We start from the raw sequence: 19,537 nt of genomic DNA, 5'->3' as shown, positions 1-19,537 counted from the left end.
GGTGTGATTGACGAAATTTGGAGGTCTTGCCCGCAGGTTCCATTAAGTTTCAATCAAGTTTCAAAGGAGTTTTGCTGAATTGCGATTCAAAAAATATTAAATCTTGATCAATGTTTTTGATTATTGGGAATTTGGTCATTTTCGATTTCGATTTCGATTTCGATTTTGATTTTGATTTTGATCAATACCCTATGAATGCTTGATGTTGGTCAGGATTTAATGATTTTGCTTGTAATCTATGCTCTATCTACGCCTTGAAACCTTGATTGAAATTTCTTAGCTGGACAATTCAGACCATCCAACTCACTCTTAGCCAGTTTAATCAAAGCTGTTGCCTTTGATTATTCGTTGCTTGGATTTGAGATCAAGGATTTCCAAATCGAAATTCAGGGCTAGGGGGGTGCTCATTGCGATTATTACTCCCTGAGTTGGTAATGGGTATGACTGATTCTTGGCGCGATCAGATGCAGTCGGTGGTTTTGGAGCTAGGGCAAATCTCGCTACGGACAGCAGAAGCGGTTCAATGCCTCTCCAGTCAGCTCGATCGGCTGAGTCAATGCTTGGAACAGCAGGGTGAATTTTTGCAAAAAACTTTGCAGCAACAGGGACAACAAATCGAAGAAAAGATCGAGCGCCAGATCGAACAACAACTTGAATTGCAAAGTTGGCAAATTCAGCAACAATCGAAAGAGATTCATCAACAGGTGAATCAGCAAGTTAATCAGCAAATTGGAAAACAAATCGAACAGCAGATTAGCCAGCAAATTGAGCGACAAATTCAGCAGCAAATTGTGCTGCAAAATCAGCAGATGCAGCAAATTCAGCAACAGGGGCAACAATTGCAACAGGTTCTAGAGCAATTCTGCCAACGCAATCTTGAACAACAGGCCCAACATTGGGAACAGCAGGGGCAGTTATTGGCCCAACAGAATCAACATTTGCAACAGCAAGGACAGCAAATTAAACAGCAGGAATATCAGGTATTTGCCCTTTGCGATGTGTTGCAAGCTCTGGTGAGTCAGCAAACGGCTACGCATCAAGCGATGGCTCAACTGATAGACCGGTGGGCGATCGATCTGCCATCGCCCGCACCGACTGAGCCATTGCGTACCCTGTCGCCCTGGGTAACGGCCGGAACAACGGGGGATGATGGATTGGCCAAGGTCGATCGCGCCGATCGACTGGACAACGCCCAAGGAGCCGCGAATTCCGGTCACCCTGCGGAATCTGATCGCTCCGTGGCCCTTGCTGCTCCGCCAGGTCTCTGGCCCATTTCAGAGTCGATCGCCCCTCAGACCTTTGGGGAGAGTCCGCCTTTAGGGCCAACCCTCCCCTATGAAGATGTATCCTTTGCTACTGGCTACTCGGTTGGATAGTTCGCTGCGATATGATGGGCACAAAAGCGCTCAAGGTGTTCTTAATTCGCCGTTTGAACCGAATATTTCCCGGATTGTTCACTGCCTTGAGGAATAGTGGATTTTACGGTGGGCCTTTTTTGATGGAGGCCGATCGCGCCTGAAGACCCTCGCGCCTGAAGACCCTCGCGCCTGAAGATCACAGCCATGGACTGAGAAGTGGAATTCAGACGCTGCGATTCAGACATTGCGATCCAGACATTGCGATCCAGACGTTACGATTCAAACGTTCGGAAGTACGGTATCCCTAACCCCCTGGCAGAGCGATCGCGCCATGTGTTCTGAAGTTGCTGCCGTAGTTGCCGCCGTACAATGGCCATGGGGTTTTTCGGCCCCATGGGGTTCATCCAAGGCGATCGACATCCTGCGCCATTCGGTGGCAGGCCGTTGATCCATGTCAATGGTTGTCGTGAAATATCGATGTTTTGTATTGCCTGAGGTTAGCACCGCCGGTGTCTGCCCAAGAGTCGTTACCATCCCCGATCGATCCCCTCGTTCAGCCCGACCCTGAGCGAGTCTTTGCGCTGATCGATCGCATCTTGCCGTTTGAAGTTTGCCTCTATCACCAAGTCTTGCCCCTAGACCGGCAAGACAATCAAATCATTTTGGGCGTGGTGAATCGCGACGCGGACTTGAGCTATGTCCAGCGGATGCTCGCTCACCTGAATGATCAGTTGGTCTACCGCCCGATCGCCCTGGAAACCCAACAGGAGCTGCTTTCCGCATTTTTGAGCTACGACTGTCAGCGAAAGTCTGAGGGTTATGTAGAACCCAGCCATTCTGAATCCTGGCAACCCTCCTTGGGCAACTCCCAACCGAACGCCGCTCCAGATTCGCCAGCGGCCTCGTTGGGCCATGGCACCTTGGGCGCGGGAACGGATTCCGGGCCGTTGGATCCGGAGCTGCGTCCCCTGGTGGAAGTCAGCGATTGTCTGTCGGATTTGCAACCGGCCTTGCCACCGATCGAGCATGGTTTTGTTGTCGATGATTTGATGGACGATTGGGACGATGAGGAGCTAGATGAGTTGGGAGAAACCATCAGCGCTCCCGCAGACTTTGCGCACTGGAATCAGCTTGGTGCTCTGTCGCCCCCAGGCGAGCCAGATCCAGACGAAGACATGGAAACCCAACCGGTTGGTCGGTTTCAAAACCATGACAACCCCGAACCATTTGACCCTTGGGCCAGTCCCCAGAATTGGTTAAGCGCTGGCAGTTCCGAGGAACATCAGTTGCATCACCTGGCGGCACATCCCTCGCTGCTGGATCCTGGGTCATTGGATCCCGGATCAATGGATTTGGGAGCGGTGGATTTGGGAGCGGTGGATGTGACCGAAACCCTGGTGACGGCGGCCCAAAGTACCCCAGATCCTGATTGGCAACAATTGCACCGGAAGGGGGAGTTAGCGGAAGCCTGCGGCTCCCCTTCGCTGACACCGGATGATATTCCGGATCTACCTATGGATACCCTTACAAACCATGCAGTGGTGACTGCCAGTGACCTAGGCACAGGGCAGGGCGCGGCCCCTTCCCTGTTGCCCGTCGATTTATCAACTGAGCGACCGATCAATGGCCCCGTAGATTTACCGGCGGAGTTGGCGGAGTTGGAGCAAGCTTTGGTGCAGGCGTTGGAGCGATCGACTCCGCCGGCCCAAACCGCTGTTCCGAGTGCTTCGGAGGTGGAGGCCGCTTGGATTCATCCCACGGTGTCCGTCCCGATCGAGTGGGCCGACTTAAATCCCAGTCCTCTGGTGTTGCACACTCGCTATGCCGATCGCCCGCTGTCGGAATTGGGAGATTTGCCGCCTCGGGCCCTGATGCAGGAGTTATTGCAACGGGCGATTGAAGGAGGGATTGGCCGGCTATATTTTGATCGCCCTGAGATCGATCGCACCCGAATTCTCTGTAGCCGCGATGGGATTATGCAAGCGGCCCTGGATCCGTTGCTCCCTTCCACCTTTCAAGGGGTGATCGATGAGCTAAAGTTGCTGGCTAATTTGCCCCTGTTGCCTCCCGTGGGGAAACCGCGCCAGGTCGAGATCGAGCGCATCTATCGCAGTGAGTTATTGCTCCTGCGGTTGCGAATTGCGCCGGGCCGGTTGGGCGAAGAAGCCACGTTGCAGGTTTTGCGAGGAGCGGCCTTGAAGTTTCATCAGCGCCAACAGCTCTCGAAACTGAGCCAAGACGCGATCGACCTGACCCGCCAACTGCAAAAGAAGCTGGCGGAGATGCAGGTGCGGGCTTCCCTGTCTCAAGACTTCAACCCCCGATCGCAGGAGTTGACGCAACTGATGGGAGTGGTGCAGCGGTTAATTGAGCGGCTGGGCAACTGGCGATCGATTTAGCGGCTTGTTAGCCGCTGGCCGCCTTGTTGGTCTTTTCAGGCTGGTTTTGTTTGGTATCGGCTCAAGAAGCCTGGCGATCGGGTTGGGGTTGCGCCATGGCGCGATCGAACCGGCCCTTGGGAATGGCCGCGATCAGTTGGCGCGTGTAATCTTCCCGAGGGTGGTCATAGACCTGATCAGCGGGGCCCAATTCCTCAAACCGGCCTTGGTTCATCACGGCGATGCGATCGCTCATGAACTTCACCACGCCCAAGTCATGGGAGATGAAAATGTAAGTCAAACTAAATTCGCTCTGCAATTCCTTCAGCAAATTCAGCACCTGCGCTTGCACCGACACATCCAACGCCGACACGGACTCATCACAGATGAGAAACTTGGGATTCAAGGCCAGCGCCCGGGCAATGCAAATCCGTTGGCGCTGACCGCCAGAGAACTCGTGGGGATAGCGGTTCATCCAGTCGGGCTTGAGACCCACCCGCTCCAGGAGGTAGGCCGCCTGCTCGCGATACATTTTGCGGGCGGGTAGGGGGTGGTTGGTTTTGCCTTGGGCATGGATCAGCATCGGTTCCATGACCGCGGCCCCGATGGTCATTCGCGGATTCAGGGAACTGAAGGGATCTTGGAAAATAATTTGCATTTCGCGCCGCAGGGCCCGTAGCGCTTTGCCCTTGAGCTGCAAAATATTTTGGTCATCAAAGCGAATTTGGCCACCCATGGGTTCAATCAACCGCAGGAGCGATCGCGCCAGGGTGCTTTTGCCGCAACCACTTTCACCCACCAGGCCCAAGGTCTCCCCAGGAAACACCTCAAAGGACACACCATTCACAGCCAAGGCGTGCCGTTGGGCCATGCCCAGCCAGCCCTTGACCGCGTAGGCCACGCGCAAATCCCGCACGGACAGCAGGGGCGGCAATGCTTGGAGTTTGGTGAGTCGATCGCTCGTTTCGTCCGGTGGAATGGCCAGGGTGATCGGGGCCTGGGGCGCAAGGGATGTGGCAGATGAGCCGGCAGATGAACCCGGTTCGATCGGGGCTGAATCTCGCGCTGCTGCACTCAAAAAGTCCGCCACCGTGGGCAAATAGCGCAGCCGCAATTCTGGCCGCGGCCGGCAGGCCAGCAGCCCTTGGGTATAGGGATGTTGGGGGGCGGTAAAAATTTGCTCCACGGATCCCTGCTCCACCAACTGCCCCTGGTACATGACCGCCACATCGTCCGCCAGTTCGGCAATTAGCCCCAAATCGTGGGTGATGAACAGGATGGACATGGCGCGGTGGCGTTGCAACTCCCGCAGCAGTTCCAAGATCCGCGCCTGCACGGTCACATCCAAGGCGGTGGTGGGTTCGTCGGCAATCAAAATCGCCGGGTCGCCGGCCAGGGCGATCGCGATCGTCACCCGCTGGAGCTGACCACCGGACATTTGGTGGGGGTAGCGATCGAGCATGGCCTGTTGGCGTTGGGTCACAGCCTGTTGCAATTCCCGATCGCTGGGGTTGCCGTTGCGCCACTGATCGCGAATTTGGGCCCGCAGTTCCAGCTCCGGCGGCAATAACTTGACCTCCTGCAACAGGGCGATCGCCTGTTGTCGGGCCGCTGCCTCCGACAGGCCCCGGTGCAATCGAATCGCCTCAATAATCTGAAACCCACAGGTATAGACCGGATTCAGGGCGCTCATGGGTTCCTGAAAAATCATGCCAATCCGTCGCCCTCGGTAACGCCGCAGAGCTTCCGGTGAAAGCTTCAGCAAATTCACCGCCTCCTCGGCATTGGGTTCTCGATACCAAATGCCATCCCCCCTGACGCAACCCAATTCGGGCAGCAACCCCGTGATCGCCAAGGCCGTGACGGATTTTCCCGAGCCGGATTCCCCCACCAGTCCCAGGGTTTGACCGGGCTGTAACTGCAAGGACAACCCATCCACCGCTCGCATGGCCGACTCACCGGCACCAAATTCCACTTGCAAATTGCGAATGTCAAGGACGGGGGAGAGGGTCATAGGTTGCCAAAGGGTGCGTTGCCAAAGGGTGCGATCGAGCGGGCGACAGTGAGACTATCCACCCAGGAAATTTGCCCTGATTCTACCAACTGAATTTCTGAATCTCTTTCCGAACGATTGATCGGCTGATCGGCCTAGCGCCAGCCAAACCAACGCCACCCGTAGCGCAAGCCCTGTTGGAAGTGGGTCAAGGTGGTGAGCACGGCCAACAGGAGATAAAAACCCCGCACGCCCCAAGTGCAACCTTCCAACAGTTGCTCAATGGATTTGGTTTGCCAGCGCAGCAAATTGGCCAGGGTGGCTTTCACCTGTCGATCGATGGTGGGAATTTCCCGCATGGCATCCGGAGCCAAGGGCAATTCTGGATAGCGAGCTGAGTAGGTATAAAACCCCCAAAGGCCGCTTTGTCCCACCTGCTTGCTCAAAAAGCGCTCAACTTGAATTTTGGCTTGCTCGGGCGTGATCCGTTGATGGTCGGCGGCGCGGTTAATCCAGGCCTGTTGCCGCACGGCCGGAGCAATGGCAAACAGACCGGGCACGGCCACGGCCAACACGAGTGCGGTGAGTTGTTGGCCCCGAGGAGGCGGCAACACACCGGCCGCGATGCCTGCGCCCATGCCCAACACGGCAAACACCAATAGATTCAGCAGTTCCAAAATTTCCAAACTGCGGAGGAAATGGCCCACGTAGGCCACTTCGTAAATGTTGGTTTCTCCGAGCCAAGCGATGGCCCAGCGGGCCGCCGCCGTGGCCCCGATCGCCAGGGCTAGAATGCTCACCCAACCGATGACCCGTGGTGTGGACAGGGTGGCATCCGTGGCGGCCACGGTATGAACAACCGATCGCTCCGAGGGTTGCCCAGAACGTGCCCCTCCGGCCCGGCGCGATCGACTCGAAGGCTGGGTCACCAATGGGCGAGGCGCGATCGTCCCGGCCTCTTGCAGATCAATGCCCATTTGCCAACTGGGAGCCGCCGCCCCGGGCGCATAGCCCTGCACCACCACCCGCCGCACCACGGGCGCAGCCAGCCCCAGCATTCCCCGCCGCACAAAATCCACCAAAAAGTCCTGATCCGGCGGCCCCAACTCGCCCGCCGCCATCACCGTCAGGCAATCCTGGATCAGATCCGTGCGGACTTGTACCCCGGCAGGCTCAAGGGATTGATTCATCAACCGGGCGATCGCCATGGGATCTCCCTGGCGAGCAAGATCAAGAACCGAAGATTGCGCCGTCATAGGCCCTGGTGCAGCAGTACCAAAAAAGAGCAACAGCAATCGTCCTGGTTTGGCATTTCCCCCCTCCCAGCGACGATGCGAACCAAAGTTCTGAACCGAAAGCGAACTCACGGGAAAGCGATCGAAACCGGACCCTGAATCCATGGTTCAGAATCCGGCCCATTGATTTTCGTTTCCGTCACTTTCAACCAGAACCGTCTCTATTTTGCTTCAGCGGTGTAGGTTTGCCGTAGGCTGCTGCTCCCTCAACCGAGGATCCTTGGGAATGACCAACAGTTAGGGCAGTGAATGAGACAGTGAATAGGGCAGTGATGAGAACAGCGAAAATGCCCACATGGCCTCGCCATAGCCCCGCTATCGTCCCGATCGGGTCATCTCTCCTACACAGCCGCAGCCAGGGGCAGAGACTCGGTAATCAGGGTTGCTTTGAAAATGCCCACATGGCCTCGCCATAGCCCCGCTATCGTCCCGATCGGGTCATCTCTCCTACACAGCCGCAGCCAGGGGCAGAGACTCGGTAATCAGGGTTGCTTTGGGGCTGACATCTCGCAAGGATTTACCCATCACTTCCGCTGGCAAGCAAATCAAACCATCGCCGTGGGTGCTAATCAGACCGCGCTTCCGCAGTTTCCCCATCAGGCGGGTCACGGTCACTCGCGTTGAGCCGATCGCGCTGCCAATCTGGGCATGGGTCAGTGTCCAGGGCAAGTAATAGCCATCGTCACAGGTTTGACCAAACTCCTCAATCAGGAGGGTCAGATAACCCAACAGGCGATCGATCGTGCGGCGTTGGCCCAAGGTGCTCAACCAAAGCAGCTTCCGTTGGTGCTGTTGACGGAACGCATCCAGCACTTCGCGGCGGAAGTGGGGCCAGTTTTCCAAGTCGTTCCAATACATCCACAGCACACTGGTGCGATCCACATGGGCGTAGCTTTGGAGCGCGAAGGGCGACTGGGCAATGATTTCAAAGGGCTGCCCAGGCCCCACAAACCCCAGAAAAGCCTCATCCATTGCGGGATCGAGTCCGTCCTCGTCTTCATCTTGATCCTGAATGGCAGCCGTGGCGGTCATGACCGACGAGCCAACCAGTCGCACCGCACCGCGCTCTACGAGATACAAGAGGCCCGGGCGAGTGGGAATCTTTTCATCTTTGCCGAAAGTGCGGCAGCGGTAGTGATCCTGGGCCCAATCCAGCACACGCTGCCAAGTCAGGAAGGGGCGATCAAATTCGGACTGCGTCAGAGGCGAATACATGACAGGAAACCCAGTGCAAAAGGGACAGCGATCGAACGTAGATAGCCCAAGGGATCACCCGTATCATAACCGTGAAAATACGGAGGGCCCATTCCTGAAACAGCTCGTTTACAGTGCACCCAAAATCTCATGGGTTCTAGTTTCGGGCTGCTGGTTTCGATTTGGGATGGAGGATGTATCAAAGTTCCATTGCTGCCCAGTATATTCAAAACTCGGGAAAAACTCGGGTAGATATCTGCCCAATTTTTTCACAGTTTTCCTGGGCTTGGTCAAACAAGCCACAATCCCTGATCTGGGTGGCATGAACTGCTCGATCGGCCGGTTGGGTTTGCTGATTTGACATTGACTTGGCCAATTTCATCTCGATTTATTTCATCGGTTTATATCGATGAGTAGATGTTTTGGGTAATATTTTGAGAAAACCGCCTTAGTTCAGTTGGTTCCTTTGGTTCCTTGGATCGATACAACGCGATCGGGGGGCGATCCACAGGATTTGCGCCGACTCAGCCCCAAAATCATGACGCGCGAAAAAATTTCTCAAATGCCCCAACCCTTGATGGGGAAGGGTTTCCATGACAAGGACGTGAATTTCTGATGGATTTTGGGTGGCGATGGGGTGACAGATTCAAATTCCTCGGCTATCATTCTGGTGGTGTGTGAGGAGCGAACCAGTAAGAGTGCCGAGACGAAACACGGACAGTCGTCGGCACTCTTTCTGATCAAGGGGTATGTTCAACCCACCGAAGCCGGCCACCAAAACCGATCGAGATGCAGTCGATCGAGACAAAATTAATCGAAAAAAATCAATAATGCTGATTTTGTCGTCTCAGCCTTCAGCACTTCAGGAAAAAGGCGGTTTGCGACAAAGCACTTTGACGGCTGATCCATCGTGATTCAGCCTCTGAAGATTGATTTCCTGAAAATCATTTTCCTGAGCGTACTTTTCCTGCGAATAATTTCCTGAAAACGCTGAATGCCTGGAGGCTTCGGCGATTTTCTGTGGCGATCTTTCAACGGGGCGATCGGCTTAATCAGGCAATTGGTTTAGATCACTATAACCCTTGCTGTTGTTGGGTTTTGTGCCTCAATCCAATCTACAAGGTGATCGTTGATCAGTCGATCTGGAGGAAAGGGGTTTTCGTGAACGAGGTCTGGTGAATTCAATTAGGCAATTGGTCTAGCGATTAGCTGATCTTGACTATTCGATTAGTTGATCAAATTAAGCAATGGGTTGAGGACGTGGAGTTGAGCCACAGAATGAGAAACCGGCCCGTGCAAAATGACCGCGGCCCCTGGCAACAGGTTAACGATCCCCCGAGGACTTGGTGGGGGTGAGGTTCCGGATCGGAAACCCACACCCGAAGCACGGGAAATGGGGCGATCGGCCCGCACTGTGGGTCATAGAGTCTCGATCGGGGTCTGTCTCAGACGGGGTTAATTCGTAACGAGGGGTGGACAATTGTAAACTTCGCGTTAGAATTGCGCCAAAATACTTGCTTCAAACCACCACGATCTTCATTTTTCTTCAATAAACCTATGGCTAGTGCGTCTTCTGTGGTAAGTAAACCGGCGGCGGCAGAGGCAGTGCAGTTGCCCTTCGATGTCAAGCAACAAATTGAGTTCCTGCACCTGCAAGCGGATATCGAGTCCCTGTTGCAACAGTTGCAAGCCCTTTCGCGGCAGCGTCTCGACTCCTAAGGTTCTTTAGCTCCGTTAGGTTGGTTATCCGCCTAGTTCAGTCCATCCTGCGATCGCGGCTTTGGTTCGTTCAATACCCAACTGTGGGTCTGCCATGCCTGCTCAACGCTTGAGCGATCGCCCTGGAATACTGTGCTAGGCGGTTTATTTTTTCACCTATGCAAATTGGAGTCCACCTCCAAACAGCAAATCCGAAAGATCCGGCGGAGCAGCTCGGAATCCTTCGGATTTTGGGAATGATTTTGGATCTGTTTAGATCTCTATTTGGATCTAAATAGATCTATTTAGATCTGTCCAGATTTGCTTGGCTCTACTGAGAATTTCTGAGCCAGAAGCCCTAGCGCTGGTCGATCGGCTCTGGCGCTGGTTGGTCTGGGGCTTCGGAGTTGGGGGCGATCGACTCTGCGGTAACCGTTTCCGTTTGCACGGACTCCTTGCGCACCGAGAATCCCCAAATGAAGGTGATGGCGATGAAACTGATCGTCATCCAATCGGGTGGAACCCAAAGATCGACCCCCAAAGCTCCCTCGATCGCCTTCAAAAACAGACGCGCACCGACAAACCCAACGGTGACGTAGCCAGCGGCCGCCAGGTTTTCATACTCATCCAACCAACGGATAAACAGCCCTGCCATGAAGCGCAGGGTGATGATTCCCAGGGTTCCCCCCGTCAGCACCAGCCAGGTGTGGTCAGAAATGGCGATCGCGGTGGTGACGCTATCCAGGGAAAAGGCCAGGTCGGTGAAGGCAATGGTGGGAACGGCTTGCCAAAGATTTTGGAACCGAAATGCCTTGTGGCCCTCGCCATCGTCGTCATTTTCCCCCGTGAAAAACTTGAAGCTGAGCCACAGGAGATAGAGGGCCCCCACCATTTCAATTTGCCAATAGCGGATCACCCAAGTGGCGAGCAAAATCAGGGCAATGCGCAGAATGAAAGCTGCCACTAGCCCAAAATTTAAGGCCCGGGTGCGTTGTTGGGGATCCTGCAATCCTTGGGCGATCGCAGCGAGGGCGATTGCGTTGTCTGCCGAGAGCACGGCCTCCAACGCCACCAACACCAATAACAACAGCGCGGTGTCAACGCCAAAGCTGGGGTAAAAGTCGAGGAACTGATCGAGCATTTCGGGCCAATGGTCTGATGGCAAATTTTGCAACTCCTACTAGCCTAACGCTGTTATTACGCCTTGTAACGAACCTATTCCTGAATTGAGCCGGGTGGTTGAAAGTAGTGAAGTCAGTCCCTTTAACATCTGGAGTCTTTAGAGCGATGCTTTCGGATACGCAAGTTTACGTCGCCCTAGTTATTGCCATCATCCCCGGCATTCTGGCTTTCCGCCTTTCGACCGAACTGTACAAGTAAGTTCGAGTCCGTTCGAGTCCGTTCGAGTCTGTTGATCGGCAGCTAATCGACAGCTCTCGATCATTGAGTTCTTGGTCTTGGGGGGTCGCGATCGCGAGCCTGTTCAAGATCGGTTGAGCAAACCCCCAGTGGCGATCGCGACCGGGGGTTTATCATGTTTGGCGGTTGATCCCTGGCGGGCGATTGGGTGGCTGATGGGTTCTGAGCAAAACGTTTTTGAAGAAAGCACTCATCAAGAAAGCGCCCATGAACAAACCGCCCATGAACAAACCGCTAGTGGGGTGAAAATACTGAGGGCGATCGAGCCAGCGCGTTACCCTAGAGGCGAAAACCATCAAGAATCGTGAAGCCTGAGGAGTTTGCTGGATGTCTTCGCCACCTCCGAACTCGATCGCCCCGTCCTCGTCCGCAGCGGATCCCCAACCCCCGATCGCCCCAGAACTCCCCCTCCCCAAAACCTACCGAATTTCAATTTTGATTCGGCTCACCCTGGTTTTGCTTTACGGGGCCCTAACCCTTCCGCTGCCTTTTCTGACCCAGGTGAATGGGGCAGCTAACGATCCGAGCATTTCCCCAAGCATTTCGCCCTCGACACTGTGGGTTGGCCTGGCGATCGGGCTGGTGTTGTTGTGGGGGGCCTTGTCTGAGCAGGTGGAGCTAACCACAGAAGGGATCCGCGTCACCTATCCCGTTTGGTTTCGCTGGCTGATTCGCAAGGGTTGGTTTTTGCCCTGGAGCGATATCCAAGCGCTGAAACCCAAAACGACCGGTCAAGGTGGCTTGGTTTACTACTTCCTGAGTCGATCGGGCGAAGGCTATTTGCTGCCCATGCGGGTTGCGGGCTTTTCCCGTTTGGTGAAGCAAGTGCAAGGACAAACGGGCCTTGATATGCGTGATGTCAGGCCCTTAGCGCAACCTTGGATGTACATTGCCCTGCTGGGTTGTGCCCTGTTGCTATTGCTATGCGATGTGTGGGTGATTGCCACCTTGCACCAAGCCTAGGGGCACGGCAGGTCAAAAGGGCCAAGTCAAATTTTCTTTAACTTTTGCCCTGCTGAGCTACTCGCTGAGCTACTAAGTGTTGGTTTTGTCGAGCACCCCGTTGAGGAAAATATCAGCAATGCCTTCAGCCATTTCCTGAAGTTCTCGGGGGGAAATATTCGGCTCCATAATTGTCAACTCGCTGAAGCCGGCGATCGCGAACATGCCCAAAAAGACCCGCGCAATGATGCGGGGATTCATGGGGCGATAAATTCCCCGATCGATCGCAGTTTGGAAAAAGGCTTCGGTCACATCCATCATTTTGGCAATCACCTCCACCTGGATCCGATCGCGCAATTCTGGGTGAAATTGAGCTTCCATGAAACAAACCCGCATCATGTCGGCGTTTTGCTTCAAGTTGCTCATTCGCTTGTGCATCACTTGCGAGATGGCTCGATAGCTGGCCATTTCGCTGAGTTCCATCAACAGGTCTGTTAGGATTTCGACCCAACCTTGGGTGGCAATTTCCACCAAAATCGATTTTTTGTGATCAAAATGCCGAAACAGGGTTCCTTCGGCCACGCCAGCCGCCCGGGCCAGGTCGCGGGTGGTGGTGGCATCGTAACCCTGGCGGGCAAATAGCTGCTGAGCCGCTTGCAGAATGCGGGTGCGGGTTTCAGTTTCAGAAGGGGATGGGCGGTGAGCGATACGCAGCATGGCTAGGACTCCTTGGACGCAAGCCAGTGGGATTAGGGGTGCAAAAAGGGGTGATCGACCATTAGGAAAAAAGATGGGTGAACAACAGAAGGTCAAGAGAAAATGGCAAGGGGCTAATTGATCGCTATTGTCAACGGGGCCAGGGGCTACTGGGTCTGGGATTAAGGGAACGTTATAAAACTGATCCTTTGCCTACCGAAGTTCATGATTCCGTAAGTTTCGGCCGATGGCTTTGAATTACCCATGAAATCCGGCGGCTCGACTATGCTGGAAGCTGCTCGCCAGCTTGGGTCACCAGGCTGGTGTTTCAATCAAGGCAATATTTCTTTAAATTTGCCTGAGGCGGGTGCTGCTGTTCTCCACCTTTAAACGCTCTTTGAACGCGATCGGCACTGTAATTCTCACTTCAACATATACCCACGATTGGCAGGCATGTTGTCAGGCATAAATCACGGCAAATGGCAGCAGTTAGGGCGATCGGGCGATCGCTTGGCATTGGTGCATCATCTGGGACAAGTCCTGCGGGATCAGGGTTTGGGCCTTGTCCGGGCGATCGGGCTGGTGGCCGGTTTGGCGGGTCTCACGGGATCCCTGTGGTTGGGTTCCGGTGTGGTTTCGGCGGCCTGGGCCCTGGACACATCGCCATGGCTCTCTGCGCCATCCATGGCGACTGTTGCCCCCGATGCTGCTGCTAACGTCATTTCTACTTCCCCCACGTCTGAGCCGACGAGCGGCCCGGTGGTTAGCAACGTGATCAGCAAAGACGTAACGACGGCGGGGCTGAATGGCCACTCGGCCACAGCCAAGGCCGCATCGATTAAGCCCTACCTCGATCGGGTGCAACAGCAAATCACTGAATTCACCCTCAAGAACGGGATGAAATTCATTGTGCTGGAGCGTCACCAGGCTCCGGTGGTGTCCTTCATGACCTATGCCAATGTGGGCGGTGCGGAAGAGCCGGACGGCAAAACAGGCGTGGCCCACTTTCTGGAGCATTTGGCTTTCAAGGGATCCAGCCGGATTGGCACAACGGATTTTGAGTCAGAAAAGGCGATTCTCGATCGAATGGATGCCTTGATGGCCCAATACGAAACGGTGCGCGACCAGGGCAAAACCGCCGAAGCCCAACAACTGCGCCAACAGTTGCTGGCCTTGGAACAGCAGGCCCAACCCTTCGTGAAACAAAACGAGTTTGGGCGGTTGGTGGAACAGGCGGGCGGCGTGGGGTTAAATGCCACCACTTCTGCGGATGCCACGCGCTATTTCTATAGCTTTCCAGCCAATAAGCTGGAGTTGTGGATGTCGCTGGAGTCAGAACGCTTCCTGGATCCGGTGTTTCGGGAGTTTTATAAGGAACAGGATGTGATCCTGGAAGAGCGCCGGATGCGCACGGATAACTCCCCGATCGGGAAGGCCGTGGAAGTGTTTTTGGAATCAGCCTTTAAGGTTCATCCCTACCATCGGCCGGTGATTGGCTATGACGAAGACATCCGCAACCTGACCCGGTTGGATGTGCGCCGTTTCTATGAGGCCCATTACCCGCCCAATAATCTGACGGCGGTGGTGGTGGGGGATGTGGTGCCGACGGAGGTGAAGCGGCTGGCGGAAATTTATTTCGGTCGATTCCAACGGCGACCCCTGCCGAATTTGCCAATTCCGGTGGAGCCGCGCCAAACAGCCACTCGATCGGTCAATTTGCAGCTTGAATCTCAGCCTTGGTACTTGGAGGGCTATCACGCACCGGCCAAGACGGATCCCGATTATGTGGTCTATGAGGCGATCGCGAGTTTGCTGTCGGATGGGCGCACTTCTCGCCTTTATCAGTCAGTGGTGCAGGAGAAGCAATTGGCCCTCTCGATCGCGGGTTTATACGGGTTTCCGGGCGATCGCTACCCGACGCTGATGCTGTTTTATGCCCTGAGTGCGCCGGATCATTCTGTGGATGAAATTGCGGTGGAACTGCATCGCCAACTTGATCGCCTGAAAAATGAGCCGGTGAGCGAGGCGGAACTAGAGCGCGTGAAAACCCAAGCCAGGGCCAACCAACTGCGGGCGATCGACTCCAACAGCACCATGGCGGCCCTGCTGGCGGAATATCAAGCCAAAACGGGCAATTGGCGCAATTTGTTTGCGGAGCTAGATCGAATTGGTTCGATCTCGCCGGCCGATGTGCAACGGGTGGCTCGCAAGACCTTCACCCCTGAAAATCGCACGGTGCTGAAGCTATTGCCCAAATAGCCTTTGGGGCGATCGGTTGAGGAGGCTGAATGGCGCAAAAGTTGCCCATTCAGTCACGATTCAAGAGCGCCTAGCCAGCAGCGGCGATTCAACAAGTGGCGATCTACAAAGCGGCGATCCAAACGCTGTCGCCCAATAGCCAGCATTCCAACATCCAGGATCCAGAATTCAAGATCCAGAATTCAAGATCCAGAATCGAGAACAAAACGCAAGGCGCAAGGTTCATTGAGGGTACAGAGTAGCCATGAAGGTTTTTCGTTCGATCGGAGCGCGCCGTTCCCCGCACCAGTTCGCAGCCCAGCCTCGGCGTGATCGGCGTTGGCGCTGGCTAGCCATTGCCCTTTTGGTGGGGGTGTTGGTGTTGGGAGTGCGACAGCCGGCCGTGGCTGATACCCCCAGGCACTACACGGAGTTGCAATTACCGCCGCCGCCGGAGGTGAAGCTGCCGGATTACGATCGCTTCCAATTGCCCAACGGCCTGACGGTCTATCTGGTGGAAGACCATGAACTGCCCTTGGTTGGGGGCCGGGCCATTGTGCGGACGGGATCCCGGTGGGAACCGGAAGACCTGGCCGGCTTGGCCGACGTGGTGGGAGATGTGTTGCGATCGGGGGGTACTCAGCAGCATGATGCCGCCACGTTGGATCAACTCCTGGAAGACCGGGCCGCCTCGATCGAGTCCGGCATTGGCATTGCTTCCGGTAGTGTCAGCTTCAGCGCCCTCAGCGAGGATCTGGAATCGGTCTTCGGCTGGTTCACGGAAGTGTTGCGATCGCCCGCCTTTGCCCCGGAAAAAATTGCCCTCGCCAAAACCCAACTGCGGGGGAACATTGCCCGGCGCAACGACGACCCCGACAGCATCGCCAGCCGTGAATTTGACAAATTGCTCTACGGAGCCAACAGCCCCTACGCCCGCACGGTGGAATATGCCACGCTCGATCGGATCGATCGCCCGGCCGTGGAGTCGTTCTATCGGCGCTATTTCGTTCCCCAGAACATCATCTTGGGCATTTCCGGGGACTTCGATCGCACAGCCATGCGCCGCCTGATCGAAGCCCGCCTGGGCGACTGGCAGCCGGGCCCCAACCGTGAAAATCCGCTACCCGCCGTCAGCCAAGTGCAGACCAGCGGCGTGTTTGTGGTCGATCGGCCCCAGCTCACCCAAAGCTCCGTTGTTCTGGGTCACCTGGGCGGCCTCGTCAGCAACACCGATTACCCCGCCATGGCCGTCCTCAATGATGTGCTGAATGGCTTTGGGGGTCGCCTGTTTAACGAACTGCGATCGCGCCAGGGTCTTGCTTACTCGGTCTATGGCTACTGGAGTCCGAATTATGACTTTCCTGGCACTTTCCAAGCCGGTGGCCAAACTCGCTCCGAAGGAACTGTGCCCCTAATTCAAGGCTTAAAGGCAGAAATTGCCAAAGTTCGTAGCCAACCAATTAGTAATCAAGAGTTGAATTTTGCCAAGGAATCAGCCCTCAATTCCTTCATTTTCAACTTTGCTGACCCGTCTCAAACCCTCGGCCGATTGATGACCTACGATTACTACGGCTATCCTTCTGATTTTATTTTCCGCTACCAAAAAGCCGTTCAAGCTACCACCATTGAGGATGTGCAGCGGGCAGCACAGACTTATCTAAAACCTGATCAATTGGTGACCTTGGTGGTGGGAAATCAGAAGTCAATTCAGCCACCACTCAATCAATTAGGACAGCCGGTAACCGCTTTGGATGTCGCAATTCCCGGTGTACCAACTGGCCGCAATTCTTGACCTATTTAGTACCGCAGGGACAAGGGGCTTAAGCCCCTTGTCTGGTTAGGTCGATCTGGCCGCAATTCTTGACCTATTTAGTACCACAGGGGCAAGGGGCTTAAGCCCCTTGTTTGGTTAGGCTGCCTTGAGTTGGTAACGTATCAAGTTTGATTGCTCAAGTTCGATCGCTCAGGTTTGGTTCTTCAGAACTTTCTGAGAGTTAACGAGCTGCATTGGTTGCGGTTAACCATTGGGAAAACGGTTGGGCAAATTGCTCAAGGCTGAGGCAATGAATCCGATCACTCTGGGTTGCCTGGGCGCGATCGCCCTCGGTGTTATAGCCCCAATTGGCTAGGAATAATTCCACTTGATCCAAGGCCGGCTCTTGGATCACTTTATTCAGGGTTGGCAGCATATCTTCCACAAACCAAATATTAGACTTTTGCCCAATCCACTGCTTTAAGGTGCTGGCTTTCGGTTGCCGGGTTGCCTTGCCAAAGATTGCCAAGGATTGATGATGAACCCCTGCCCGATCGAGCAGTTGCCGCACAAACCGCTCTTCCTTGGTGGTAATAATCACAACCTCTAAAGAAGAGTAGGCATTAGCTGGATTAAGCCAGGTTTTTAATTGCTCAATCACCCCTGGAAAAAAGCGATGCAACGCCAACCAGCCGTCCAAATCTTCCCGAATCCATCGATCGCGGTTGCTGTCTAATTGTTGTGAAAGTTGGGCCGCTGTTAATTGATCGCGTTGCACAATGGTCTCTGCAATCGATCTCCAATGGGATTGAATGTCCGCGATTGAATGCCCATCCACCAAGGCTTGAATTAAAACGGGCATTTCCCAACCTGTTTCGATTACGGGCCGGAGCCGATAAAACGATTCCGCTAGCTCTGGGGCGATCGGGTCAGCGAATTGCCACAGTTCCTGATGGGTTTTGCGAGCAATTTCAAAATATTCCAACAGTCCATCACAGAGCACCCCATCAAAGTCCAAAGCTAATAAATCGGGTGACAGGATGGGTTCAGAACTAGAGATCATAGGTTGATTGGCTTAATGCTAACTGGGGCAAGACTAAACTGAAAATCTGGGGTTGATGGGCTTAATGGTAATGAAAGCAAGACTATTTGAATTAATACCAAGAGATCGTGATTTATAAATCAGCAATATCATCAGCAGAACTGGGCAAAGCTGCTCCACAACGACGGCAATAGCTGGCATCTGGGTCATGAAAAATCAGGCCGCAGCGATCGCAAGCATTCCGAATTTTATCGTTGGTGTTCACAAAGCTCTTGATCAAGTCACTAATTTGCCAAGGAATAATGGCAATTCCTGACAAAATCATCAAAACAGTGACCAATTTTCCCACCTTGGAAACGGGTGTAATATCGCCATAGCCCACGGTGGTCATGGTCACCACCGCAAAATAAAAGGCATCTAGGAAATTTTCAATGACGGTAGGATTTTTGGGATGTTCAACCTGATAAATCAAGCCAGAATAAATAAAAACAATGGAAAAAAGAGTAAACAAAATACGAGTGATAATCAGGCGATCGTCCGCCGCCAGCCATTGGGGAAGGTAGCGGCGATCGAGAAAGCGCACCAGGCGCAACACTCGAAACCACCGCAACAACCGCAAAAACCGCACATCCCAAAACCCAATCAGCAGCGGCGCGATCGCGATCGCATCAATGATCGCGTAAGGACTGAAAACATAACGCCACTTCTGTTCTGCGCACCACAGCCGCAGGGCATATTCCACCGCAAACACCCCGGCTAACATGCGGTTGCCTACGGTCAAAACCATCCGCAATTGATCATCAATTGTGAAGGTTTCAATCACGAAGGTCACGGCCGACAACAGAATTGAAACGGCAATGGCCCCGTTAACCCAACGGCTCAGGGGCGTTTCCAAATCATCCAGAACTGCGATCACTCGCTGTTGAACGGGAGTGCGCGATCGCCCTGCTTCTACTGCCGTCATGGGGCTAGTTGGCGGCGGCGGAATCACTATTTCCGCCATTCCCACCGCCTTTGGTCAAGTCCTCAAGGGTGTTCAAAATCAACCGCTTGGCTTGCAAACGCCATCCCCACTTTTGCACCGTCCAGGCGGCCAAGGTTCCGGCAATCACAAACACAAAGGCGGCCGGCTGTTCCATGGACACACCAATCAGCAACCCAAGACCCGTCACCCCCCAAAAGGGCAGGGCGATCGACTGGCGCTGTTTTTCCACAAACTCCGCCAATTGTCCCCCTTCAGCCAACTCTGCTTTTAATTGCTCCTTGGCTTGGCGTTGTTCGGTAACCGAGAGGGTCAGACCAATTTTGCGGCGCAACTTTTCGACCTTGCGGGCATCGGTGCTGAACTCAGTGAGTTCGTCTTCGGCCATCACAATCAAACGTTCAACGGAATTCATGATCGGGGGTGGAATTTAAATCTGGGGTGGAATTTAAGGAGTTGGCAGCCTGGGGGAGCCATGGGAACTGAAAGCCAGCAACATAACCCAAGCCGTAGGATCGACAATAGTGCAACTTGCGTGCAATTGGCGGG

The 19,537-nt window shown here is 54.4% G+C and carries 16 protein-coding genes; 8 read left to right on the top strand and 8 right to left on the bottom strand.

The window, feature by feature from the left end; genetic code table 11:
• The first annotated feature begins 440 nt into the window (after positions 1-440).
• Together H6G52_RS08685 and H6G52_RS08680 are read left to right on the top strand one after the other, a co-directional pair.
• Entirely contained in the window at positions 441-1,376 is a 936-nt protein-coding gene (locus H6G52_RS08685) for a hypothetical protein (RefSeq protein ID WP_190527753.1), read from the top strand.
• Between the two features lie 491 nt (positions 1,377-1,867).
• Positions 1,868-3,757 carry a hypothetical protein gene (locus H6G52_RS08680; protein ID WP_190527751.1) on the top strand — a complete coding sequence of 630 codons (1,890 nt, stop codon included), beginning with the start codon at positions 1,868-1,870 and terminating at the stop codon, positions 3,755-3,757.
• A gap of 61 nt (positions 3,758-3,818) precedes the next feature.
• Here the strand turns inward: H6G52_RS08680 and H6G52_RS08675 are convergent, their stop codons facing one another.
• From H6G52_RS08675 to H6G52_RS08665, 3 genes are all read right to left on the bottom strand, one after another.
• Positions 3,819-5,750 carry an ABC transporter ATP-binding protein gene (locus H6G52_RS08675; RefSeq protein ID WP_190527749.1) on the bottom strand — a complete coding sequence of 644 codons (1,932 nt, stop codon included), beginning with the start codon at positions 5,748-5,750 and terminating at the stop codon, positions 3,819-3,821.
• Positions 5,751-5,884: 134 nt separating this feature from the next.
• Positions 5,885-6,985 (bottom strand): hypothetical protein, encoded by a 1,101-nt coding sequence (locus tag H6G52_RS08670; RefSeq protein WP_143473169.1) that lies wholly within the window; start codon positions 6,983-6,985, stop codon positions 5,885-5,887.
• Between the two features lie 486 nt (positions 6,986-7,471).
• Positions 7,472-8,239: a Crp/Fnr family transcriptional regulator gene (locus H6G52_RS08665; protein ID WP_190353727.1), complete on the bottom strand. Its 768-nt coding sequence runs from the start codon at positions 8,237-8,239 to the stop codon at positions 7,472-7,474.
• Between the two features lie 445 nt (positions 8,240-8,684).
• Here H6G52_RS08665 and H6G52_RS08660 point away from each other — a divergent pair, with 445 nt between their 5' ends.
• A complete protein-coding gene (locus H6G52_RS08660; protein ID WP_190527747.1) occupies positions 8,685-8,834 on the top strand; it encodes a hypothetical protein in 150 nt (49 codons plus the stop codon).
• A 941-nt stretch (positions 8,835-9,775) separates the two neighbouring features.
• Complete coding sequence (locus H6G52_RS08655; RefSeq protein ID WP_190353726.1) at positions 9,776-9,937, top strand: hypothetical protein; 162 nt, start codon at positions 9,776-9,778, stop codon at positions 9,935-9,937.
• A 337-nt stretch (positions 9,938-10,274) separates the two neighbouring features.
• On the opposite strand, the gene H6G52_RS08650 is transcribed toward H6G52_RS08655, so the two are convergent.
• The gene (locus tag H6G52_RS08650) at positions 10,275-11,057 is read right to left on the bottom strand and encodes a TerC family protein (RefSeq protein WP_099535011.1); all 783 of its coding nucleotides are present in this window, start codon (positions 11,055-11,057) and stop codon (positions 10,275-10,277) included.
• A gap of 146 nt (positions 11,058-11,203) precedes the next feature.
• On the opposite strand from H6G52_RS08650, the gene psaM reads away from it, so the two are divergent.
• On the top strand, positions 11,204-11,296 hold the full coding sequence (gene psaM / locus H6G52_RS08645) for a photosystem I reaction center subunit XII (RefSeq protein ID WP_099535010.1): 93 nt from the start codon (positions 11,204-11,206) through the stop codon (positions 11,294-11,296).
• A gap of 366 nt (positions 11,297-11,662) precedes the next feature.
• Complete coding sequence (locus H6G52_RS08640; protein ID WP_190527745.1) at positions 11,663-12,298, top strand: hypothetical protein; 636 nt, start codon at positions 11,663-11,665, stop codon at positions 12,296-12,298.
• 72 nt (positions 12,299-12,370) lie between these two features.
• Here the strand turns inward: H6G52_RS08640 and H6G52_RS08635 are convergent, their stop codons facing one another.
• Positions 12,371-12,994 carry a TetR/AcrR family transcriptional regulator gene (locus H6G52_RS08635; RefSeq protein WP_199312280.1) on the bottom strand — a complete coding sequence of 208 codons (624 nt, stop codon included), beginning with the start codon at positions 12,992-12,994 and terminating at the stop codon, positions 12,371-12,373.
• A 432-nt stretch (positions 12,995-13,426) separates the two neighbouring features.
• Here H6G52_RS08635 and H6G52_RS08630 point away from each other — a divergent pair, with 432 nt between their 5' ends.
• Positions 13,427-15,232 (top strand): pitrilysin family protein, encoded by a 1,806-nt coding sequence (locus H6G52_RS08630; RefSeq protein ID WP_242026284.1) that lies wholly within the window; start codon positions 13,427-13,429, stop codon positions 15,230-15,232.
• A 244-nt stretch (positions 15,233-15,476) separates the two neighbouring features.
• Positions 15,477-17,003 carry a pitrilysin family protein gene (locus H6G52_RS08625; RefSeq protein WP_190527743.1) on the top strand — a complete coding sequence of 509 codons (1,527 nt, stop codon included), beginning with the start codon at positions 15,477-15,479 and terminating at the stop codon, positions 17,001-17,003.
• Positions 17,004-17,205: 202 nt separating this feature from the next.
• Here H6G52_RS08625 and H6G52_RS08620 read toward each other — a convergent pair whose 3' ends face one another.
• From H6G52_RS08620 to H6G52_RS08610, 3 genes are all read right to left on the bottom strand, one after another.
• Positions 17,206-18,027 (bottom strand): HAD family hydrolase, encoded by an 822-nt coding sequence (locus H6G52_RS08620; protein WP_190527741.1) that lies wholly within the window; start codon positions 18,025-18,027, stop codon positions 17,206-17,208.
• Positions 18,028-18,139: 112 nt separating this feature from the next.
• On the bottom strand, positions 18,140-19,009 hold the full coding sequence (locus H6G52_RS08615; protein WP_242026283.1) for an ion transporter: 870 nt from the start codon (positions 19,007-19,009) through the stop codon (positions 18,140-18,142).
• A complete protein-coding gene (locus H6G52_RS08610) occupies positions 18,975-19,403 on the bottom strand; it encodes a hypothetical protein (protein ID WP_099533944.1) in 429 nt (142 codons plus the stop codon). The genes H6G52_RS08615 and H6G52_RS08610 overlap by 35 nt, the downstream gene beginning before the upstream one ends.
• Between the last annotated feature and the right edge of the window lie 134 nt (positions 19,404-19,537).

The organism is Limnothrix sp. FACHB-881 (assembly GCF_014698135.1).
In the GTDB taxonomy this organism is placed as follows: domain Bacteria; phylum Cyanobacteriota; class Cyanobacteriia; order CACIAM-69d; family CACIAM-69d; genus CACIAM-69d.
Note: the sequence above shows the minus strand (reverse complement) of the source record. Positions and strands in the feature narration are given on the sequence as shown.